Origin of the sequence: Nonlabens sp., from assembly GCF_018401815.1 — a bacterium.
Classification (GTDB): Bacteria; Bacteroidota; Bacteroidia; order Flavobacteriales; family Flavobacteriaceae; genus Nonlabens.
Window position 1 is genome coordinate 299,218 of record NZ_JAGYKG010000004.1, and the last position, 23,670, is coordinate 322,887.

Below are 23,670 nucleotides of genomic sequence, written 5' to 3' on the forward strand. Positions count from 1 at the left end.
GAATTAAAGTTTAGACTCTAAAGATAGCCAAAACTCCTACGTATTCACCTCTTAAAGAATTCATAAAAAATACATCCTTATTTGTAGTAGTTTACTAAAAGAGCAACTACATAGCTGTAGGTCTCCATTCCGCCAGGTTGATTGTTGACTTTTAAATAAGCGTCGTAGGTCACTTGAAAAACATCTTCTATACCACCTTTATATTGGCTCCAGAAGTCTTCTAACTCTTTGTAATTCATGAAAATACCTTCTCGTATAAAGGGTCTTATTTCCTTATATGCCTTTGGGTCCTTGAGGTATAACTCACTGATGCAATAGCGCAAGGCAAAAATACTCGCACTGTATTGAAAGTAAAGATCGTTGTGATTCATTCCTGCAATAATCGCTATAAAATTGGCTTCATTTTCTTTTGCAAACCCCAACTGATGAGACATTTCATGTAAAATAAGTACGGGAGTTTTGTAATTATTAATCCATGCGTTGGTTTGTGCTTCACCGGTCAGCGGATTCAAATAACCGCTGTAACCCATATACGATAACGGCATGGTGAGTAGCGATTCTTTGATGCTGGAATTTCCATAATCCAGTGTTGGATAAATAGGATCTATATTTTTAAAAGCAGCAGGTGCGAGTTCAAAAAGTTCTTTTTGAGACCTTTTGAACACTACGGGAAGGGAGTCTGTTTTTTGTAGTTGCTGGTGTAATGAATTAGAAGTGACAACAAGTTGCCGTACCACTGTTTTTAGTTCTTGTGTACTGTATTTGTTATCCAGTTCTAGAACCTTGTGCAATGGCTCTCTGTAATAATTCAATCCCCACATGCAGTGAAAAAAAGCAAGAATAACGTTTATGGAAAGAAATAGTTGTGTGTAACGCTTTCGCGAAAGCGAGATCAAATCCATTCTACTACACCACAACCATCTAATGATCATAAGTATAGCTACGGTATATACCAAGTCTCCAAAAGAAAAAGGAACCCAGCCCAAACCTAACCTCATGGCTTTTGCGATATACGGATACATACCCCTGCTATAAAGTGACTCGACTACAGAGGGAAAAAATCGCAGACTGTAATAAAAGCTCACTTGAATACTTAATATTCCTAGGGCAATAAAGAGCGATCGGTTTTTTTGCATGCGGCTAATTTAGGAATTAATGTAGGACAATGGAACAAGGAACGTTGAGTTTTAAGAATAGGGAATCAACATAAAAAAAGACTAAAATAAGATTAGTTATCGCTGTGCCATAACTTTGCTGCTGACGAATTTTTTTGCTTTCTGAAAATAGGTCTGACAACTATTTGAACATCAGAAATTCATTGAAGATGATTTCTTCAACCTGCATGATAATTATTTTCAAGTAAAATGATAAATGACAATAGTTTTACGACCTTTGACCTTAGAAAAGAATTCAAACCTATGAACTTTATCCTAGCCGACTTTAATAAACACCAAGCCTTACTGCCGTTTACTTATACCCGACCTACTTGTGAAATACGTTGTGGGATTTTGACATTACGAGAGAAATGGGAAAAGCAACTGGAAGAAACAGTTAGTTTTCAGACAGAGGAGTATTTACAAACAAAATATCCACTTGTAGAAACAACGGATAATACGGTAATTGCTGGAAATGTGTTTGCTACCGCAGCCCTTTGCAAAGCGATAAAAAACTTAAAGCCACAGCAAAAATTGTTGGCAGGTAATGACGTGGTTGCTTACCGAGTAAAAGACTTACACACTCCTGCTATTGAGTTGGAACAAGTGCTTTTCTTAGAAGAAGAGGTAGATCGTATTGATTTTACTTGGGATATTTTTTCTAAGAATGGCAAAGCCTTAGAGGCAGATTTTGACCTGATGACTAAAGGAAGGAAAAGCCAACCTATTCCTGAAAGTGTGAACTATATCAATTCAGACCGCATCTTTATAGAAGAAGGAGCCACCCTTCAATTTGCCACTTTAAATGCGTCAACGGGGTCTATATATATAGGTAAAAATGCTGAAGTTATGGAAGGTTCCATTATACGTGGTGCTTTTGCTTTGTGTGATTACAGTGTCACTAAATTAGGAACAAAGGTTTACGGTCCTACAACCGTAGGTCCACATTCTAAAATAGGAGGAGAGGTTAATAATTCTGTGATTTTTGGTTATTCTAATAAAGGTCACGAAGGGTTCTTAGGAAATTCGGTTATAGGAGAATGGTGCAATCTTGGAGCAGACACCAATACCAGTAACCTAAAAAATAACTATGCCGAAGTAAAACTTTGGAATTATGAAACTGGTCGATTTGCAAAAACTGGTCTTCAGTTTTGTGGATTGATGATGGGAGATCATTCTAAATGTGGGATCAATACCATGTTCAATACAGGAACTGTGATAGGCGTGAGTGCCAATATTTACGGAGCTGGCTATCCGCGTAATTTTATTCCTTCTTTCAATTGGGGTGGGCCTCAAGGGAACATAACTTACCAACCTGCCAAAGCTTATGAAGTAGCAGAGGTGGTTATGAAGCGCCGTGGGTTATCCTTTGAGCAAGTAGATAGTGATATTTTAGATCATGTATATCAGCAAACGGCTCAGTACCGTAAAGATTGATCTTGACTAGTTCACTCTTACATAACGTTCCCCACAAGGCTCTATACAAAAGTGTGATACCTCGAGAAAAGGCCCATTAAAGGAATAGGTTCCTGTACAATTATCAACATCAATACTGGTGGTAGTGATGTCATAAGTACCTGTTGTCGTCGCTTGTGTTATCTGTCCGAAGCAAAAACTTATATTGCAATTCACCACACCTTGATCGGTAAATTGAAGCATCTTTCCAGTAGCTGGTTGATAAGTACCACTGCCGTCTCCGGGATCTGCTAGAATGGCTACCAGTTCCCAACTGCCTACTATTTCTGATTCAGCCACAACAGCATCATCATCGCAATCTGTACAAGAGGATAAACTGACGAAAACGCTGAGAAGTATAAGTATTTTTTTCATGATAGGAATAATTTGATTTAAAGATGCACCAAGTCTTGAAAGGTTGCGCACAACTAATTTTCTTTTATGAAAATCGGTTATCTTTATTTTTTAAATTAAATTATGAAAAGTACTCGGTGCCTCCTTTCCTTATTATTTTTAATTTCCGCTTTCGCGAAAGCGCAGTCTACATTACCTCCCCAGCAATTTAAAGGCTATTACGACTTCTCTTATCAGGAGGATAAAGGTAGTATACTTTTGGAAGTTAAAGATCTAGACAAAGAATTTCTTTATGTACATTCCTTGACCAGTGGTTTAGGGTCCAATGATATAGGGCTGGATCGCGGACAATTAGGCGATGGAGTTGTGGTGAAATGGATCAAAAGTGGGAACAAATTATTGCTCCTACAGCCTAATTTAACCTATCGTGCTAGTTCTATAAATAAAGATGAAAAGGCCTCTATAGAACAAGCCTTTGCAAAGTCTGTATTATTTGGTTTTGAGATACAAGAGCATAAAAATGGCACGTATGTGATTGATTTGACTCCGTTTTTAATGCAAGATGCTCATGGAGTAGCAACACGTTTAAAAGACCGTAAACAAGGAATCTATAAGCTAGATAAAACACGTAGTGTTTTATGGATAGAAAACACCAAGAGTTTTCCCAAGAATACAGAGTTTGAAGCCATGCTTACCTTTACAGGAACCCCTGCGGGAAGCGAGGTAAAAAGTATTGCACCAGACGCCAGTAGTATTTCTGTGATCCAGCATCACAGTTTTGTAGAATTACCAGATGCAGGTTACCAGCCTCGTGTATTTCATCCGCGTAGTGGCTCATTTTACATGAGTTATATGGATTATAGCACACCAGTTTTTGAACCTATCCAAAAACGATTGATTACCAGACATCGATTAGAAAAGAAAAACCCAGAATTAGCCATCAGTGAGCCGGTAGCACCTATTATTTATTACTTGGATCGTGGAACGCCAGATCCAGTGCGCAGCGCTTTATTAGAAGGGGCCGGCTGGTGGAATGAAGCTTTTGAAAGCGCTGGTTATAAGAATGCCTTTCAAGTAAAGATGCTTCCAGAAGGGGCAGATCCTATGGATTTGAGATACAATGTGATCCAATGGGTACATCGCAGCACTCGTGGCTGGAGTTATGGCGGTAGTATCACAGATCCACGAACTGGTGAGATCATCAAAGGACATGTGAGTTTAGGAAGTTTGCGCATACGTCAAGATTTTATGATTGCTCAAGGATTGCTTAAAGAACCTTTTAAAGAAAACGATAAAAATCATAAGGCCATGATGGATATGGCGCTCGCGAGAATACGACAGTTAGGTGCGCATGAAGTAGGACATACTTTAGGTTTTGCGCATAATTTTGCAGCAAGTACACAAGACCGAGCGAGCGTTATGGATTACCCGCATCCTAAGTATGACCTTGTAGATGGAGTGATTTCTTTAGGAGATGCTTATGACGTAGGAATCGGAAGGTGGGACAACTTAACCGTACAGTATTCTTATGGTAGCCCAAAAGCCAATCAATCTGAAGCCGCTTTTTTACAATCGATTATTAACATAGCAGACGTAGAAAACCTCAAGTTCATCTCAGACAGCGATTCTAGAGCGGCTGGTGGTGCAAGTGCCAGTGGACACCTTTGGGATAATGGAGCAAATCCCTCAGAAGAATTAATACATATTTTAAAAGTTCGCTAGATTGCTATGAATCAATTTTCTTTAGATAATATCAGATCTGGAGAGGCTTTAAGTGTGTTAGAAGATGTATTTGTACCTGTTTATTTTGCACACAGGTACCAAGTAGAGGCGACTACAAAACTTGTTGGAGGACTGGAGTATGAATTTCTAACAAAAGATGGCAATGAAGAATTTAAAACTGTAGGTGCTTTTCAACAAGTTCAAGCATTGCGCAGTATATTAAAATCAATAGATCCAGAGACGTTGAAGATTCCGCAATCGGTTTTAAAATTATTTCCACCTAGAGCATACGGATATTCTAGAACAAGAGAAAGCTTTCAATCAGAAACTGGGGTGGGTTTTGATCCATTAAATGCTGCAGCTACTAGTGTAGGCATGACCTTTGATCTCTTATTTCATCCAGAGCGTATGAACCGAATCACCACTGCTAATGCTCTTGTATCTAATAATTTTAAAGAGGTAAAAAACATCAATGATTTTAATGACGCTCCTAATGTTATTTTGACTTTAGGGACCCTATTGAATGCTGTTTCTGATCACATATTTAGAAATGATAAAAATGATGATTTATATGCTACAGCCATTATTCATAGAACACAAGAGCTTTTTATAAATCACTTGATGAATCTTATAATTAGTTCTCAAACGAATATAGACGTAAAGGCTGCGGCGAGAAACCAATTGAAAAAGATTGAAAAAGACTTGAGCAAACGAGATCTTTTTGAGAACCAATTGTTAATGCAAATCAATACATTTTATAAGCATCCAGAATTGTTTGAAGTAAAGAAATTACCGTCGATTCCAGATGGAAGTCCCATTGGTTGTGGGTATTCTTTTAAATAGAGGTCTCTAATTCTGATCTTTAGAATCTATAAAAGTTTCTAATGCGGCTTGAAATGGTACAAGTATGTTGGTACCTAAAACCAATAGAACCCAAGCTTAGTGACTAGGGTAATTGATTTTGGTTACATATGGTTGCACTCGTAATAAAGGCTAGCGTCTTTGCTAAACAAGTTGGAACGACCTAACAGCTAAGGAAAAAGTAAAAAGGATTTAGAAAGTGGGGTCTGGTTGTCTGCGCTGGTCCCATTTGATATCGCTTAAGGCGCTTGCTTTAATGCCTATAAAGAAAAACCAACTGTTCCTAGGACCAATAGGTGTCCAGTTAAAGCTCATATTAAAACTCTCTAAGTCCCGCTGAAATCTCAATGTGGTAAAAGAAATACCTTTATTAGCAAAATCATAACCTGTATTACCACCTATGGACCAACGTGGCGATAGTTCTAGATCACCACTTACCATTAAACTTTGCTGGTTAATGGCATTTTGTCGCTGTGCATTATTATAGGTCATCGTATAGGCAAAATTCAAATTCCAAGGAATCTTGAATCGATACCGATCTTTATTGATGTTGATATCTTGTTTTTCTGGTTCTTGATTTTCTTGTCGGCTGTAATCTACAGACTCGCCAAAAAGATCATCAGTACGGCCACCATTTTGTTGGGTGCGCTCGTCAGATGCATCTTTTTCTGCATCACTGTCTTTTTCAAAGTCTTTGCTGCTCAACCTAAAACTGGTGCGGAAACCTGCACGTGTCAAACGGAACAGGCTACCGCCATTATTAATGTTAAAGGTATTGATGCGGTTGTTATTGTTATCGAGTGCATAAGGATCAAAGTTAGCATCTAGATTTAGATCTATATTTTTAGTAATTGGGATCACCCCTCGTATTTGTAAAGGACTCCAGTTCAAGGAATCACCAGCCAGGTTATAAGAGGTATTAAAGTTTAAACTTTTAAGAATTTGAATTTTCTTTAGATCTGTTTTTGTAGAGTCGCTATCCCTCACTTTTGCCTCTATGTTGTTTTGAACCCCAAAGTTAATGCTGCTAGAAAAATTACGTCCTGGTGCACCAAATAATGTTCCATCAAAACGACTGTAAAACTGCTCTTCTCTCCCAGGAGCATCCAATCCTTGCTCTGTAACTAAGCGATCGTAATACTCCTCAAAACTAGGATTTGCCGAGTAACTTATATTAGGACGTATGATGTGTCTTATGGCTTGTACTTTAGATTCAGCATTCTTTGATTTCCAACTACCGTAAACGGTAGTTCCTACACTCGCTCCATAGCTATACGTGCGATACGCATCAAATCCTTTTATAGTATCTCGGACCGTTTCAAAAACACCACTTTCATTTTCTACAAGAGACTGTTTAAAGGTTTCAAAAACCCAATTCTCTTCATAGTTTCCATTAGCACTAAAGCTAAAATATCCTAGTTTAAAGTTGGTAGCTATAGGGATACTGTGTTTTAATCCCATGACAGCATTGTCAAACATTTTATCGGTAAAAAAATCTTCATCTGTTGTAGTAATGCGATTTTCTCCTCTTAAATTGTATTGAAGGTTGATGTTTTCTATCACTCCTTTTTTAGTTCCTTCTTTGGGAGCAAAAGGAAATATTCTGGAAACACTACCTTGAAGTGTAGGCAAAGTTAGGTTGACAGCATTTGTATTGGTGTTTTGATTATGGGTGACACTTGCGCTAAAGTTGACTTGAGGTTCCCCTGGAAAGGACTTAGAATAAGAGATGGAACTGCTCAAGTTGTTTACAAGTGTAGCGCTTTGATTGACCTGATTAAAAGACTGTCTAAAAAATTGACTACTTCCTAAATTTACACTTGCACTAAATCTAGAGCTTGGGTTGGATTTAGCATCCTGAGAATGTTGCCAGTTGATGTTATAACGAGAAGTTTGAGCAAAATCAGAAAATCCACGCTCGCTTTGCAGCTGGTTTTCAAATAAGAACCTCAAGCTGCCATTGTATTTATAGCGCACGGTATAGTTGCTTTCGACTCGACTACCATAACTTCCATTGGTAAAATAATCTCCTAAAACAGTTAAATCCATATAATCGTTAACTGCAAAATAATAGCCACCATTTTGTAAGAAGTACCCTTGACTGTTGTTGTTACCAAATGAAGGAATAATGATACCGCTTTTACGTTCTTTGGTCATAGGAAAGTATGCAAATGGCAGTCCTAAAGGTGTTGGAACATCTGCTATATACATATTTACAAGTCCAGTAACAATCTTTTTGTTGGGGACAAACTTGATTTTACGTGCGAGAAAATAATACTCTGGGTTTTCTGGATTTTTAGAAGTAGTAAATCGAGCGTTTTGCATATAGAAAACAGAGTCATTTACCTTTTTTGTCGTTTCTGCAATGACATTGAATTCTCCTTGGGTGGTTCTAGAGTTAAATGTTAATGCTTTTTGTGAGTTTTTATTAAAAATTATAGAGTCTGGTTTTACTATATTAGCGCCTTGAGAGAATACGGGGCGTTGTGTGTAGCCTAAAGAATCTTTTACAATACCGTAGGCAAAAACATCACCTGTATTATTGTTAATAACGATTTTACCAGCCTCTATCGTAATGTCTCCGTAAATTATTTTTGCCTCGTTGTATAAGGTAATGGTGTTTCCTTTTCTATCAATACGTTTGTAATCCTTAGCACTAGATTCAATCCGGTATTCTAGGAACGCTTTTGGTTTTTTAACCGAGTCGTTCACTACGGAGTCTTTTGAAACCTCTGGAATTTTAATTACTTTTAATTTTAATGGTATTTCTTCCTGTTCTTCTTGGTCGGGCTTAGGTTGTTGCATTGGTATAGGAGTTCCTGTTTCTGGAAGATCCTGGGCCATAACAGACATAAAGCCTGTTAAAAACAGTAGGGATAAAATAATATGCTTAAAACGTAATTGCAATCTAGGTTATGCTATTTTTGTTAGTAGTAATGGTTTGGTTTTTAAAACGTCAAAACTACATATAAATTTGAAGCGTTTTTTAATAATTACGCTTTCGCGAAAGCGAACTAATCAACAACACCGACCCAACTTATAGTTTACATATGAAAACAAAGATATATTTCATAATTATACTTCTTGGTATTCCCATCGCATCCATAGCAAATATACCTATCGATTCTACAAAAACGACCGATAAAAAGGTTTTTACTGTAGTGCTTGATGCGGGACATGGAGGTAAGGACTCTGGCAAGTATGTAGCTCAAACTGCTGAAAAGGATATAGCTCTAAACGTAGTGAAGCTTTTAGGTCAACAATTGGAATCGCATACAGAGATAAAAGTAGTCTACACGCGTACTACAGATCAATTTTTAGAATTGTATCAACGAGCAGATATCGCAAATAATGCAAAAGCAGATCTATTTGTATCTGTTCATTGCAATGCTGCAGCTGCTACAGAAGCAAAAGGAAATGAAACTTGGGTATTGGGTATTCATAGAAATGCAGATAACCTAGAAGTCGTACAACGAGAAAATTCTGTGATTTTATTAGAAGAGAATTACGAAGAGAAATATGTAGGTTTTGATCCTAATGACCCGTCTAGCTTTGCGACCAATCTCATGATACAAGAAGAGTACTTAGATAACAGTATTGAAATGGGTGCCAATGTACAGGATAGGTTTCAAAACCAACTGAATCGTAAAAATCGCGGTGTAAAACAAGCGGGATTTGCCGTTTTAAGACTTTCTTATATGCCCAGTGTATTGATAGAAACCGGTTTTCTAACCAATAAAGAAGAGCGTGCGTTTTTAAGAAGTACTTCTGGTCAAAAAAAAGTAGCCAATTCCATTTATGCAGCAGTATTAGATTATCAAAAGAATAGGGATGTCAATCTTTTTGAAGTGGAACAGGTACGGAGGGAATTAACAGGCCCATCAGTATCGGGGAATAAGCCTGTTTATAAAGTACAAATAAGTGCAAGTAGTAATAAATTAGAGGCACAAGCTTATAACTTTAAAAGCTTGCCTGAAATTTCTAGAGAAAAAGAAGGTTCCCTATATAGGTATTTCACGGGTCATGTGTATTCTTTACAAGAAGCGTCTGATTTAAGAAAAAAGGCTATTGCAAAAGGCTACACCTCTGCATTTATAGTAGTTTATGAAAAAGGAGAACGCCGAAGGCTTTAATAAATCCTAAAAAAATGTTAGCCTTTTTAAAAATAGCTTGTCTTATATTTACAGATTCAATTACGTCAGTATTATGAAATTTTCAAAAGAAATCAAGGTCGGTATTTTAACAATAGGGGCCATAGCGCTGTTCATTTTTGGATATCAATATTTAAAAGGGCGCAATTTTTTGAAAAGTGACAGGTCGTACTACGCGGTTTATGATAATGTAGAAGGACTGACTTCTTCAGCACCTGTTACCATCAATGGGTTACGAGTAGGGAATATAGATAACATCGATTTTTTGGATAGATCTGGAAGATTATTGGTTAAATTTCATGTAGATGAGTCGTTTAGTTTCTCTTCAGAAAGTGTCGCATCGGTTTACAGTACTAGTTTGATAGGAGGAAAGGCACTGGCTATAGTGCCTAATTATGAAAGCGCTGCTAGACCAGCAGAGCCTGGAGACACTTTAGCATCTCATACAGACAACGGTATTCAAGGAAAAGTCATGGATGAGTTCATCCCTCTAAAAGATAAGATTGAGCACATGGTAGTTAGTGCAGACTCTGTTTTAACTGCTGTGAATCAAACCTTGAGTCCTAAAACCCGACTTGCTATTACGAACAGTTTAGATGAGGTGAGTAGAACCTTAGCCGAAATAAGAGGCCTCTCCAAAAGTGCAAAGCTACTCCTTACCGATAATAAAGTACAGCTAGACAGAACAATTAGGAACTTAGATACTACTACTGAAAACTTTGCTGCAATATCAGATACTTTAGCTCGAATTGAAATTTCAGGAACAGTGAAAGAATTACAAGATGCTGTCGCTAAATTTAATATTGTGTTAGGTGATATAGCTTCAGGTAAAGGAAGTCTTGGGAAACTAATGACAGACGACTCCTTGTACAACAATTTAGAAAGAACCACCAGGCAAGCAGAAATGTTGATGCAGGACATTAAACTTAATCCTAAGCGATATGTACATTTTTCTATTTTTGGAAAAAAGGCAGGAGAATACGAAAAACCAGAAGATAGAGACCAATAATTACTTATGGAATACCTACCTAATATCATATTTGTTTTACTACTCCTTGCAGGAGTAGGTTACTTTGCGAGTAACATCAAAAAGATGATACGCAATATTCAACTTGGAAAAAAAGTAGATCGCTCTGATCGTAAAGGAGAACGTTTTGCCCAAATGGCGCGCATTGCGTTGGGGCAATCAAAAATGGTGAGACGTCCTATTGCGGGTTTCTTGCACGTGATAGTTTACGTAGGTTTTGTAATCATTAATATTGAAGTATTTGAAATCATTATTGATGGTATTACTGGACAACACAGAATTTTTGCTCCTTATTTAGGAGGTGTTTACGATGTGTTGATCGCTATATTTGAGATTCTTGCATTTCTGGTTGTAGCCACAGTTGTTATTTTTTGGCTGCGTAGAAATGTAATGAATATCAAGCGGTTGATGATGGGTGAGCTCAAAGGCTGGCCTAAAAACGACGCCAACTATATTCTTTATTTTGAAGTTGTGTTGATGACGTTGTTCTTAACCATGAATGCGGCAGATCTCAGCATACAGGAAGGCGTAATGGCAGGTCGATTTACTAGTGAAGCAGCTACACATTATGTCAATGCGGGTAGTTTTCCCATCAGCGGATTTATTGCACCCTTATTTGATGGAATGAGCTTTGAAAGCTTACTAATTATAGAAAGAACCTGTTGGTGGTTGCACATTGCGGGAATTTTGATCTTCTTAAATTATTTATATTGGTCCAAACACCTGCATATTATGTTGGCGTTCCCTAATGTATATTTTGCAAAGTTGACTCCTAAAGGACAGTTTACTAATATGGCTGCTGTTACTAAAGAAGTAAAAATGATGATGGATCCAAATGCAGATCCATTTGCTGCGTCAGATCCTAATGACGCAGATGAAGTTCCTGCCGCACTAGGAGCAAATGATATTTTTGATTTAGATCAAGTACAACTGCTTAACGCCTATACTTGTACAGAATGTGGACGTTGTACTTCTGAATGTCCAGCAAACATTACAGGTAAAAAATTGAGCCCACGTAAAATAATGATGGATACCCGTGATCGATTGGAAGAGGTGGGAGCGGTGATCAACAAAGAGGGAGTATGGAACGATGATGGAAAGACCTTGCTCAATGATTATATCACCACCGAAGAGCTTTGGGCTTGTACAACATGTAATGCTTGTGTTGAAGCTTGTCCCATAGGAATCGATCCCTTGAGTATTATCATAGAAATGAGAAGGTATCTAGTGTTAGAGAACAGTGCTGCACCTAGTGAATTAAACGTTACTATGAGTAATATAGAAAACAATGGAGCACCGTGGCCTTATAATCAAATGGACCGCCTTAATTGGGTAAACGAATAAATATGAGTAAAGAACAGTTTCAGGAAGCCCTGAATAGAGATGGATCCCTGGCAAGTCCAGTACTTCCAGAAGGAGTGAAAAATTATTTAATAGATATTGATGGAACCATCACAGAAGATGTGCCTAACGAAGAGCCGGAGAGAATGGCTACTTGTGCACCCTTTCCAGATGCGTTAATAACGCTCAATGAATGGTATGATCAAGGACACGTTATTTGTTTCTTTACCTCTAGAACTGAGGAGCACCGTCAGGTTACTGAAGACTGGCTGAACAAACATGGTTTTAAATTTCACAGCTTGTTAATGGGTAAACCTAGAGGTGGAAATTACCATTGGATCGATAACCACATGGTAAGAGCAACACGATATACAGGCGAATTCACTCATCTAGTAGAGAAGGAAGTAACTATAGAGGTTTTTAAGAACCATAAATAGTTGTGTTGTTTCGTTTTCGCGAAAGCGGAACAACAACAGTAACAATTTACAAAGAATAACAATTCTAAATTCTTTAAACGGATTCTCAATTATTAAGATATGAGTAACAATCTAGTAGTACCAACAGCGGCAGAATTTATCGCACTAGGCAAACAGCCAGAAGTATTGTTTTGGGTAGGATGCAGTGGTAGTTTTGACGACAGAGCAAAGAAAATCACCAAAGCTTTTGTAAAGTTATTAAATAAAGCTGGAGTAGAATTTGCAGTGTTAGGAGCAGAAGAGAGTTGTTCGGGTGACCCTGCAAAAAGAGCTGGAAATGAATTTCTTTTCCAGATGCAAGCGATGATGAACATAGAAGTCTTAAACGGCTATGAGATCAAAAAAATTGTTACGGCCTGTCCTCACTGTTTTAATACTCTTAAAAATGAGTATCCAGAATTGGGTGGAAACTATGAAGTGATTCACCATACCTCATTTCTTAAGGACTTAATTTCTACTGGTCGCCTTACGATTGAAGGAGGGAAATTTAAAGGAAAGAAAATTACTTATCACGATCCTTGTTATTTAGGACGTGCTAATGATATTTATGAGGCTCCAAGGGAGTTGATAGAAAAGCTAGATGCCGCATTGATTGAAATGAAACGCAGCCGGCGTAACGGACTCTGTTGTGGAGCTGGGGGCGCGCAAATGTTTAAAGAACCAGAGCCAGGAAATAAAGACATCAATATCGAGCGCACGGATGAGGCTATAGATACAGGTGCTGATATTATTGCTGCTGGATGTCCCTTCTGTAATACCATGATGACCGATGGTATAAAAGCTGCCGAAAAAGAAGGTAACGTAGAAGTGATGGATATCGCAGAATTAATAGCAAGCGCAAACGATTTATAATGAAGGTGGCACCCATTCTAATAGTAATATTGTTGACGACAGTAGCTGTAAACGCACAACAGTTCAATGAAAAAGCGGTCAAAGAACTAGCAGAGAAAGTCTGTGAATGTATACCAACTAAAGAAGGTATAGCGACTAGAGAAAAGGCAGAGACGGAATTAGGATCTGGTATGCTTCAAGCCTATTCTTCTAATCAGACGTATTTTGATGGCAAAGGGCTCAATTTCCACGATGCAAAAAATGTCGAGAAATTAGGAGAGCAAGTAGGTATTCAATTCGCAGAGTCTTGCCCAGAGCCTATTTCTCTTTTTATGTTGTTTGCTAATGATATTGAAGAAATGGAAAAGGAAGAGGAGCGTCTTGTTATTATTGATACCATAGTAAAGGTTGAAGATAAAAAAATCAAATCTTTCGAAATCAAAGATGAAGATGGTCGCAAGCCTAATGTATTATTGCTTACTTATGTCGATAACGATGAGTTGATAGAAGATGCAGTTAAAGGTAAGACGACTTATATTTTACAGCAATGGAATTAGATAGTTACGATCCGCGTATAGGCGAATATAGAAATATGTTAGTTATCGATAGGGTAGACACCAAGTAAACGTATTGAAACAACAACCTGATTATAAAAGTATTGTGCTATCTGGCTCCTTAGGAGGGCTGGTATATGCGATTATCATGTCCATTTTCTATCAGTTTACTGGAGATGAAGGATTTAGTATCATCAAGTTTGCTGTAGACTTTTTAATGTTTGGTCTTTTGGTAGCTGGAATTATATGGTGGTCGATGCGTAAAGAGAGTAAGGACAAAAGGAAATGAGTGTATTTGAGTTTAAAAAAGCCCCTGTTAAAATGAGACTAGTTTATGCTTTCATAAGCGCTATTGTAACGACTTTTCTTTGTTATATTTTTTTTACAGTCTTTGATATGGCAGACTATGGTTGGTGCTATTACCTGTTCTTCTTAGCCTTTATGTTGATATTCGGTTTTTTTAGTGCTGGATATATAGTTAAGAAGACGAAGGGTAAATAATTTTAATACATAAATTAGGATCGTCTCATTCCTTAAAAACTTGTTTGATTAAAAAAAAGGCCGCTTTAAAACTAGAATAATTACGGTCTAGTGATGTTTTTTATTTAATCAGCCTTGTTTTTGATTTGTCCTAATTAGGAATTGATTAGTATGCTTTTTTCTTTTTAGGGATTGTCCCGTCCTAAAATAGCGATACACTAAAATTTAGTGTAATGAACAAGTCAGTAAAGAAGGGTTATGCAAAAAGAACCCAAAAAGACTACTCGCTTTCTTTTAAGCTTCAAATAGTCGAAGAAATTGAGTCTGGTCAATTAGACAGGTTGTCTGCTCACCTTAAGTATGGCATTCAAGCCAGGTCAACGATTACCACATGGCTCAGAAAATATGGTACCTTTGATTGGGAGAACCTATCCGTTGTGACCATGGCAAAAACACCAGAACAAAGAATCATAGAACTAGAGGCAAAAGTCAAACTTTTGGAAAAGCAAAAGGCTCGAGCTGAACATCTTGCAGAAAGAGCTGATAAGAAGGTAATCATCTTTGATATGCTAGTTGATATGGCAGAGAAAGAATATGACATCGCTATCAGAAAAAATTACACGCCCGAGTTATTGAACGCTTCAAAGAAGATCAAGAAGAAACAATAGTTTCCACCTGTAACTTACTTGGGCTGGACAGACAGGTATATTATCGAGCCATTAAATCTAGAACTCAAAAACAACATATCTCACAACAAGTTATTGAGCTAGTCAGGGCTATACGTAGTATAATGCCTAAACTAGGCACTAGAAAGCTATATCATATGTTGAAAGATAAACTCTCTGCTATAAATGTAGGAAGAGATAAATTATTTAGAATACTCAGAGCAAATCATATGCTTATAAAACCTAAGAGATCCTATCATATAACCACAGACTCACATCATCGCTTTAGAAAGCATAAAAACGTTGTTTGTAATATGGTGATTAATAAACCAGAACAAGTATGGGTTAGTGATATCACTTATTTAGGGACTAGAGAAAACCCATCCTATCTAGCATTAATAACTGATGCTTATTCAAAAAGAATCGTAGGATATAATGTCTCAGCAAGTCTTTCTGTTAATGGAACACTACAAGCTCTTGAAATGGCCTTGAATAATAGAAAGTATAAAGATCAACCACTTATTCATCATTCTGATAGAGGATTACAATATTGCTCTAATGAATACCAGAACCTACTTAAACAGCATGCTATTAAACCTAGTATGACTGAAAAGTACGATCCGTACGAAAACGCAGTTGCAGAACGAGTGAACGGAATACTCAAACAAGAGTTTGATGTAGCAAAAAAAGTCAAATCTTTAGAAATAAAGAAAAGACTGGTAGAAGAAGCTGTTGGTATTTACAATAATATAAGACCACATTTATCAAACTATATGCTAACACCACAGCAGATGCACGAACAGAATAAACTTAAAATGAAACAGTACAAATCAAAAAATCTCATTGAAGCTAGCTTCAATGAGATTTAAATAATAAATTTAATCTTTAATAATCTGTATCGTTTATTTAGGACTACACAGATACTGATAAAAAAGGAAGTTAATTTATGTACAAAAATCAAAAAAATCTATTGTTTAAATTATATAATAAAGTCTTAATTCACTTAATTTGAAAGATACTAATAGGTATAAGTGTTTTCCAAGCTACAAGAATGATTAAAAGAGACTTTTAGTAGTACTAAAATTTACATTCCAACTCATCTGCTTTGATTTTTTGATATCAATGGCATTTAGAAATAAAGACAAAAAAATAAATCATGCACGCAAATTTTAAAGACCTTCCAGACGATTCTAGAATATGGATTTACCAAGCAAATAGGCCGTTTACTACAGATGAGATCAATGAGTTAAAACCTCAAATGGATAATTTTTTACAAAAATGGACCGCTCATGGAATGAATCTTAAAGCAGGAGTGGATTATCCATACAATCGTTTTATAGTTATCGGTCTAGATCAATCAGAAGCAGGGGCAACAGGGTGTTCCATAGATTCTTGTGTTCGTTTTATTCAGTCTATTGAGAAAGCATTTCGCATTGATTTGATGGACAAAATGAATGTGACCTTTAAAAACGGTCCCTACCTTGCTCATAAAGAATTGGCCGAATTTAAAAAAATGGCAAAAGCAAAATCAGTCTCCCCCAACACTATTGTTTTCAATAACTTGGTTGAAACAGTAGGAGAGTATAAAGAACACTGGGAAGTGCCTGCAAGTGAAAGCTGGCATTCTAGGTTTTTCTAGAATACTTAATTTTTAAAATAATTCATAAACCAGCTTACTTTTAGGCCGGGTTTTTTATGTCAGCCTTTGGTTTTTCGGTATCTTTCGATCAAGATCAAGATCAAGAAGCTCGCAATAGGCTACCTATTTATATTTCTGTTTCGTCAAAAGAAGCTAGCAATCATTTGATATGGAAATAGTTCTTGATTTCTGATTGAAAACATTGGATCGATGATATGAAATTAAACTATACTTCATGGCTTGTATTCGTGCTCGCTTTCGCGAAAGCGTACACATTACAAGCACAATTAACCACAAACCAACCTCTCGTTGCTACCGATTCTATCGCACAGATGCAATGGGTGGATAGCGTGTACCAAAGCCTTTCTCAAGAAGAAAAGATAGGGCAGCTATTTATGGTAGACCTTTTTTCCAATAAAGGAAAAGCACATGCTGACCAGGTACGCAAATTGGTGGAAACATATAAGATAGGTGGCATCATTTTCTCAAAAGGAGGGCCAGTCCAACAAGCTCATTTAACTAATGAGTTGCAAGCCAAATCCAAAATACCTCTATTGATCGCCATGGATGCCGAGTGGGGTCTCGCCATGAGACTGGACAGCACGTATGCATTTCCATGGAACATGACTCTAGGAGCAACTCCTGGAACAAGATCCGCTTATGAGGTAGGAAAAAGAATTGGTGAACATTGCAAAAGACTAGGAGTGCATATTAATTTTGCTCCAGTAGTAGATATCAACACCAATTCCAAGAACCCTATTATCGGAAATAGAAGCTTTGGGGAAGACATGAATAAGGTGACCGACAAAGCCAGTGCTTTTATGAATGGTATGCAGCGTACAGGAACACTGGCTTGTGCAAAGCATTTTCCTGGCCATGGAGATACAGATCAAGACAGTCACAAAACCTTACCAACAGTAGATTTTAGTGCAGCACGTATCGATAGCGTGGAATTAACTCCTTATAGAAAGTTAATTGATCAAGGAATGGCGAGTGTTATGGTGGCGCATTTAAATATTCCAAGTCTGGAACCCAGGTCCGGTTACCCGACAAGTATCAGTGAAAAAGTAGTCACCGATTTATTAAAAACAAAGCTAGGTTTTAATGGATTGATCTTTACGGATGCCTTGAATATGAAAGGGGCGAGTAACTTTAGTGCCCCAGGAGAAATAGATTTACAAGCCTTTAAAGCGGGTAATGATGTGCTATTGATTTCTGAAGATGTACCTAAATCTATAGATAAAATTGTTGCTGCCATGCAAGCAGGTGATATTACCGAAGGGCGATTAGCACATTCTGTAAAAAAAATCTTGATGGCCAAGTACATTGTAGGCCTTCATCAATACAAACCCGTGGTTATTCCGAACCTTATAACGGATTTAAACACGGAACAAGACGAGGTGGTTTATGAAAACGCAATTTCTAAAGCCATCACTGTTGTAAGGAATCAGAACACTGTTATACCTATCGCTCATCTAGAAACAAAGAAAATCGCTTATGTAGCACTGGGTGATGCCTCTGGAGAGGTTTTTTATAATGAGCTTAATAAGTATGCCAAAGTAGATAAGATTGAAGCAGATAATCTGGATGTATTGCTTCAAATGCTAAAAAAATACAATACAGTTATCGTAGGATTGCATAGGGGTAATGAGAATCCATGGAAATCTTATCAATTGAATGAACGCGAGTTGACTTGGTTGTATGAGATAGCACGGAAGCATCGCATTATTTTTGATGGTTTTGTAAGTCCCTATATGCTTGCTCAGATTAAGACGGTAAAGAATTTTGAAGGAATCATTATGTCTTATCAAAATAGTGAGTGGAGTCAACAGGTGAGCGCACAACTCATTTTTGGTGGTAGAGATGCAGAAGGTACCTTACCAGTAAGCGCTGGTTTGTTTCAAGTGAATGAAGGTATAGCGGTTAAAAATATAAAACGTCTTTCTTATGGTAATGATCCCTCTAGTGTAGGTTTGGACTCTAGAGTACTTGCAAAAATAGATAGTATTGCAAATTATACGATCAACAAAAAAGGTGCTCCCGGAATGCAAATTCTAGTAGCACGACACGGGAAAGTGGTTTTAGACAAGACCTATGGCTATCATACCTATGATAAAAAAGATCCAGTCACCTCTAGTGATCTTTACGATATTGCCTCTGTTACAAAGATTCTATCGACCCTTCCGCTAGTTATGGAGCTGGAAGAAAAAAATGTGATCTCTATAGATGATGTTATTTCTAAATTAGACGCAGACTTAAAGAGCACTAATAAAGAGCAAATAACAGTAAAGCAAATGCTGTCCCATTATGCTAGGTTAACGCCATGGATTCCATTTTATAGCTATACGCTGGACTCTTTAACCCATCAACCGTTGTCACAATATTACAGCAACGGATCTAAAGCAAATTACAGAACTCAAGTAGCCGACAAGTTGTTTATTAATACGATGGCCCAAGACACTATATTTAATCGAATTTTAAACAGTGAATTAAGAGAAGACCTCGAATACAAATACAGCGACCTTCCGTATTATTTATTAAAAAAATATATAGAAAATCACTTCCGTAATAACCTAGATGAACTCACGCAAGATCACTTTTATAAAAGCTTAGGAATGAACCGCACGGGTTACTTACCTCGTAAAAAATTCCCTGTTTCTCAGATCATCCCTACGGAAAATGATACCACTTTTAGAAAACAGTTGATTCATGGTTATGTGCACGATCAAGGTGCAGCGATGCAAGGCGGAATAGGCGGCCATGCCGGTTTATTTTCAAATGCAAATGATATAGCAAAGATGATGCAAATGTATCTCCAGGGCGGTACTTATGGCGGCCGACAATACTTCAAGCCTGAGACGATAAACAAGTTCAATACCTGCTATTTTTGTGAAAGTGACGTAAGACGAGGCGTAGGATTTGATAAACCACAGTTAGAAGAAGAAGGTCCTACCTGTGGTTGTGTGAGTAAAAGAAGTTTTGGACATAGTGGCTTTACCGGTACTTATACTTGGGCAGATCCAGAAGAAGAAATAGTATATGTCTTTTTGTCCAATAGAATATATCCTGATGCGGGCAATAGATTTCTCATTGACAAAAATATCAGAACAGATATACAGCAACTTATCTATGACTCCATCATCGACTAAAAATTGAATTAATGAAACTAGCTATAGTATGTTATCCTACCTTCGGTGGTAGTGGAGTAGTTGCTACCATGTTGGGCACAGCACTTGCTGAACGGGGCCATGAAGTACATTTTGTGACCTATAAACAACCGGTAAGACTAGATTTGCTCTCAAAGAATATTTTTTTTCATGAAGTAAACGTTGAGGAATATCCGTTGTTTCATTACCAGCCATACGAGTTAGCCCTTTCTAGTAAATTAGTAAATGTGGTCCAAGAATACGGGATTGAACTTTTGCATGTTCATTATGCAATTCCACATGCCTATGCGGGTTATATGGCGCAACAAATGTTAAAAGATCAAGGGATTAGATTGCCTATGGTTACTACTTTGCACGGTACGGATATTACATTGGTAGGAAACCATCCTGTTTATAAACCGGCAGTTACTTTCAGTATCAATAATAGCGATGTGGTGACTTCTGTTTCAGCTAGTTTAAAACGGGATACTATAGCGCTTTTTGATAGTGCCAAGCAAATCGAGGTGGTTCCTAATTTTATTGATATGTCGTTGTATAAAACAGAGTTCAAAGATTGTGATCGAACGATCATGGCATTTCCTCAAGAACGCATCATTACCCATATAAGTAATATGCGGCCTGTGAAACGCCTTTTAGATGTAGTGAAAATTTTTGAAATAGTTGAGAAACAGCTACCGGCCATATTAATTATGGTAGGAGATGGTCCAGAACGATTCGTAGCAGAGGAATATGCCATTAAAGCAGGTTTAAAAATAAAGGTCAAATGGGTTGGCAACAGTACAGAAATCGATCGCATTCTCTGTTTTTCAGACTTGTTTTTATTGCCTTCTGAGAAAGAAAGCTTTGGTCTTGCTGCTTTAGAGGCTATGGCAAATCGCACTCCAGTCATCTCCACAAATACTGGGGGATTGCCAGAGGTGAATGAAGATGGTGTTTCAGGTTACATAAGTGATGTAGGCAACATTGAAGAAATGGCAGCAAATGCTTTGAAGATCTTAAAAGATGATCAAGTCCTAAATCATTTTAAGAATGCCGCTTTCGCGAAAGCAGAACAATACGACATACTAAAAATTATACCCCAATATGAAAAATTGTATCATTCGGTGCTTGCTAGCACTAAGTATTTGTAGTTTCAACTCGTGTTGTAGTAAAATGGAAAGGGCAACTCAGACCCAACCAACCCTTTCCGAAAACTTTGAGATTCTTATCAATGATAGCAATAGCAATATCTTGGAAGAGAAGTCAATGATTATTGACAACGAAGAAAAGCTAAAAGAATTTTACGAAATTCTCAATGCAACTCGATCCCCAGGTTTTAAAATTCCAAAGGTAGACTTTAACACGCAATCAGTAATTGTGGTAGCTATGGGACAACAGAATACGGGTGGGTATAGCATTTCATCTCCTAGTTATAATTTAAAACAGGGTGTGTATGAATTTTATTTCTCAAGACCTTTGACAAATACACCAGTCACTATGAGTATGACTACTCCAGGAATAGTAGTCGTAGCAAATCAGCCAGCATCTGAAATTAGTATTAAAGTAACTCAGAGATCAACCAAATATGGCGACCATTTCTGATTGCCATTCTTTTTTGATAAATAGATAATCTAGAATTGGTACCTGATACCTAACGCGATATTCAGATCATTTCCATCTCTAAAGTCTCCAAAATTGAATTCTGGTCTAATGTCTAGAGAAAGCAATAAAGGAATGTCAAAATGGTAGTCTATACCTACTTGTCCTGCGGCAAAGAAAAAAGTTTCTGAGTCGTTATTAAAACGTTCTCTTCCGGGAAAATCAGCATCTAAATTACTGCTTCCTAATCCACCACCAGCACCAGCGTACCAGTTAACACTACCTTCTAGATTCCATATCCATTGATAAATTCCAGTGGCTTTAAATCCGTCAAAGTGTTTCCCACTTTCATAACCCAAATCCAGTTCCAATCTATTGTTAGCTCCTAAGTCTCGTTGGTATGATATTTCCGTACCAAAACCACTTCCACCTCCCGTTCTAATACCAATGGCATTTTTTGAAATTTCTTGTGCATTTGATGACGCAATACCTCCTAGCAATACAAGTAAAGTAACCACTATCTTTTTCATAATTTAATTATTTTACTGTAAAACTGATGCTAATCATCGATGATAGGTATTTTATAGTGTTAAGATTAGATTAATGTCTTAAGAAATACAGATACAAAGGTTCTTTTATTAAAAATTGTCACATCTTTTCTTTACCTATTACTGCCTATGGTTATCTATAAAACCCTGTATTAAAGTGGTTGCTATTGATAAAGTTTTATTTATGAGTAGTTCTTGTTTTACTGCTCTAATAGCCTACTTAAATGCAATGGTTGATGGCTTAGCCTTTTAAATCGGAATATCCTCCTTCATTGCTATGTTCCTTTTTTTCTGCTTTTGTTGGAGATCAATTTTATAAAGTGGTTCTCATTTTAACTGAAGCTTAAAAACACAGATGGTGTATGCTATACTTAAGTTAAAGCTCGTTACTAGGGGTCTCTTTGCTATCTTCCATTAAAAAAGCTTTAAGGAAAGCATCTAAATCTCCGTTAAGAACGGCATCAGTATTACCGGTTTCATGACCAGTTCGCACATCTTTGATTAGTTTATAAGGATGCAATACGTAATTGCGTATTTGAGAACCCCATTCTATTTTCATCTTACCAGCTTCTATTTCTTTTCGAGCTGCATTGCGTTTTTGTAATTCAATTTCAAAAAGCTGTGATTTTAACATCTGCATGGCTTTTTCTCTGTTTTCTAGCTGGGAACGCGTTTCAGAATTGTGAATCACGATACCCGATGGATGGTGAGTTAGTATGGCCTTAGTCTCTACTTTATTGACGTTTTGACCACCAGCACCACTGGATCTGGCAAATTCCCAATTAATATCTGCTGGGTTGATATCTATTTCTATGGTATCATCTGCAAGCGGATATACATATACAGAGGCAAAAGAAGTATGACGTTTTGCATTAGAATCGAATGGAGAGATGCGCACCAGTCGGTGAACTCCATTTTCACCTTTTAACCATCCAAAACTATAATCTCCTTCCAATTCAAGAGTAACTGTTTTTATTCCGGCCACATCTCCTGATTGAAAATTGAGTTCTTTGACTTTATAACCATTCTTTTCGGCCCACATCATGTACATCCTCATCAGCATTTCGGCCCAATCGCAGGATTCGGTGCCACCAGCTCCAGCAGTGATTTGAAGTACAGCACTCATATCATCACCTTCATTAGAAAGCATGTTTTTAAATTCTAGTTTTTCAATCAGATCGTTTGCGGCCTTATACTTTACTATAACATCTTCTTCATTAGCCTCGTCTTCCTTGAAAAACTCAAAGAGCACTTCCAGATCTTCCGTAAGGGTTACGGCTGTGGCGTAATCTGTTGTCCATTGCTTCTTGTTACGCAGTAGTTTCATGATCACTTCTGCATCTTTAGGCTTATTCCAGAAGTCTGGAGAAAAGGTTTTTTCTTCTAGATTAGTGATTTCAATTTGCTTGGTATCAATCTGTAAATAATCCTTTAGTTTGTGGACGCGTTCTTGTAATTCTTTAACCTGTTCGGCAGTAATCATAGTGTCATTTTCAACTACTGCAAAAATAGAATTAAATTAGTTGCTTTTATCCATGCTTGTGTGTGGGATAGATATTATTTTTATATTGCTTTTAGGTGTTCTGCTTTCGCGAAAGCGGAACACCTAAAAGCTTTACCGCTCCTGCTCGTAGTGAGTCGATCGAAGTGAGTAGGTAGCAAGTCCT

Annotated in this window: 19 protein-coding genes and 1 pseudogene; 15 read left to right on the forward strand and 5 right to left on the reverse strand. The window is 37.3% G+C overall.

Annotated elements, in window-relative coordinates:
* Positions 1 to 77: 77 nt before the first annotated feature.
* The gene (locus KG732_RS09740) at positions 78 to 1,136 is read right to left on the reverse strand and encodes a DUF3810 domain-containing protein (protein WP_213523029.1); all 1,059 of its coding nucleotides are present in this window, start codon (positions 1,134 to 1,136) and stop codon (positions 78 to 80) included.
* Between the two features lie 282 nt (positions 1,137 to 1,418).
* On the opposite strand from KG732_RS09740, the gene KG732_RS09745 reads away from it, so the two are divergent.
* Positions 1,419 to 2,591, forward strand: a complete 1,173-nt coding sequence (locus KG732_RS09745) for a GlmU family protein (RefSeq protein ID WP_213523205.1) — start codon at positions 1,419 to 1,421, stop codon at positions 2,589 to 2,591.
* A gap of 6 nt (positions 2,592 to 2,597) precedes the next feature.
* Here the strand turns inward: KG732_RS09745 and KG732_RS09750 are convergent, their stop codons facing one another.
* Complete coding sequence (locus KG732_RS09750; RefSeq protein WP_213523031.1) at positions 2,598 to 2,984, reverse strand: hypothetical protein; 387 nt, start codon at positions 2,982 to 2,984, stop codon at positions 2,598 to 2,600.
* Positions 2,985 to 3,086: 102 nt separating this feature from the next.
* Between KG732_RS09750 and KG732_RS09755 the strand changes: the two are divergent.
* Positions 3,087 to 5,528 (forward strand): annotated as a pseudogene (locus KG732_RS09755) (zinc-dependent metalloprotease).
* A gap of 210 nt (positions 5,529 to 5,738) precedes the next feature.
* On the opposite strand, the gene KG732_RS09760 reads toward KG732_RS09755, so the two are convergent.
* Positions 5,739 to 8,399: a putative LPS assembly protein LptD gene (locus tag KG732_RS09760; protein ID WP_300980416.1), complete on the reverse strand. Its 2,661-nt coding sequence runs from the start codon at positions 8,397 to 8,399 to the stop codon at positions 5,739 to 5,741.
* A gap of 197 nt (positions 8,400 to 8,596) precedes the next feature.
* Between KG732_RS09760 and KG732_RS09765 the strand changes: the two genes are divergently transcribed.
* From KG732_RS09765 to KG732_RS09825, 13 genes are all read left to right on the forward strand, one after another.
* Positions 8,597 to 9,679 carry an N-acetylmuramoyl-L-alanine amidase gene (locus KG732_RS09765; protein ID WP_213523033.1) on the forward strand — a complete coding sequence of 361 codons (1,083 nt, stop codon included), beginning with the start codon at positions 8,597 to 8,599 and terminating at the stop codon, positions 9,677 to 9,679.
* 73 nt (positions 9,680 to 9,752) lie between these two features.
* The gene (locus tag KG732_RS09770) at positions 9,753 to 10,706 is read left to right on the forward strand and encodes an MlaD family protein (protein WP_213523040.1); all 954 of its coding nucleotides are present in this window, start codon (positions 9,753 to 9,755) and stop codon (positions 10,704 to 10,706) included.
* A gap of 6 nt (positions 10,707 to 10,712) precedes the next feature.
* The gene (locus tag KG732_RS09775; RefSeq protein WP_213523041.1) at positions 10,713 to 12,068 is read left to right on the forward strand and encodes a (Fe-S)-binding protein; all 1,356 of its coding nucleotides are present in this window, start codon (positions 10,713 to 10,715) and stop codon (positions 12,066 to 12,068) included.
* A 2-nt stretch (positions 12,069 to 12,070) separates the two neighbouring features.
* Entirely contained in the window at positions 12,071 to 12,502 is a 432-nt protein-coding gene (locus tag KG732_RS09780; protein WP_213523043.1) for a phosphoheptose isomerase, read from the forward strand.
* Between the two features lie 99 nt (positions 12,503 to 12,601).
* Positions 12,602 to 13,393 (forward strand): (Fe-S)-binding protein, encoded by a 792-nt coding sequence (locus KG732_RS09785; RefSeq protein WP_213523045.1) that lies wholly within the window; start codon positions 12,602 to 12,604, stop codon positions 13,391 to 13,393.
* Positions 13,393 to 13,929, forward strand: a complete 537-nt coding sequence (locus tag KG732_RS09790; RefSeq protein WP_213523047.1) for a hypothetical protein — start codon at positions 13,393 to 13,395, stop codon at positions 13,927 to 13,929. The genes KG732_RS09785 and KG732_RS09790 overlap by 1 nt, the downstream gene beginning before the upstream one ends.
* Before the next feature lie 73 nt (positions 13,930 to 14,002).
* Positions 14,003 to 14,215 carry a hypothetical protein gene (locus KG732_RS09795; RefSeq protein WP_213523048.1) on the forward strand — a complete coding sequence of 71 codons (213 nt, stop codon included), beginning with the start codon at positions 14,003 to 14,005 and terminating at the stop codon, positions 14,213 to 14,215.
* A gap of 424 nt (positions 14,216 to 14,639) precedes the next feature.
* A complete protein-coding gene (locus tag KG732_RS09800) occupies positions 14,640 to 15,074 on the forward strand; it encodes a hypothetical protein (RefSeq protein WP_213523050.1) in 435 nt (144 codons plus the stop codon).
* A gap of 23 nt (positions 15,075 to 15,097) precedes the next feature.
* Positions 15,098 to 15,940: an IS3 family transposase gene (locus tag KG732_RS09805; RefSeq protein WP_300980422.1), complete on the forward strand. Its 843-nt coding sequence runs from the start codon at positions 15,098 to 15,100 to the stop codon at positions 15,938 to 15,940.
* Positions 15,941 to 16,227: 287 nt separating this feature from the next.
* A complete protein-coding gene (locus tag KG732_RS09810; RefSeq protein ID WP_213523052.1) occupies positions 16,228 to 16,710 on the forward strand; it encodes an ABC transporter ATPase in 483 nt (160 codons plus the stop codon).
* A 215-nt stretch (positions 16,711 to 16,925) separates the two neighbouring features.
* Positions 16,926 to 19,859 carry a glycoside hydrolase family 3 N-terminal domain-containing protein gene (locus KG732_RS09815; RefSeq protein ID WP_213523054.1) on the forward strand — a complete coding sequence of 978 codons (2,934 nt, stop codon included), beginning with the start codon at positions 16,926 to 16,928 and terminating at the stop codon, positions 19,857 to 19,859.
* Between the two features lie 11 nt (positions 19,860 to 19,870).
* Complete coding sequence (gene bshA / locus KG732_RS09820) at positions 19,871 to 21,007, forward strand: N-acetyl-alpha-D-glucosaminyl L-malate synthase BshA (RefSeq protein WP_213523056.1); 1,137 nt, start codon at positions 19,871 to 19,873, stop codon at positions 21,005 to 21,007.
* A 22-nt stretch (positions 21,008 to 21,029) separates the two neighbouring features.
* Positions 21,030 to 21,458, forward strand: coding sequence for a protease complex subunit PrcB family protein (locus tag KG732_RS09825; RefSeq protein ID WP_213523058.1), 429 nt, complete (start codon positions 21,030 to 21,032; stop codon positions 21,456 to 21,458).
* Between the two features lie 29 nt (positions 21,459 to 21,487).
* Here KG732_RS09825 and KG732_RS09830 read toward each other — a convergent pair whose 3' ends face one another.
* Complete coding sequence (locus tag KG732_RS09830) at positions 21,488 to 21,985, reverse strand: hypothetical protein (RefSeq protein ID WP_213523060.1); 498 nt, start codon at positions 21,983 to 21,985, stop codon at positions 21,488 to 21,490.
* 394 nt (positions 21,986 to 22,379) lie between these two features.
* Entirely contained in the window at positions 22,380 to 23,486 is a 1,107-nt protein-coding gene (prfB, locus tag KG732_RS09835) for a peptide chain release factor 2 (protein WP_213523062.1), read from the reverse strand.
* Positions 23,487 to 23,670 lie beyond the last annotated feature (184 nt).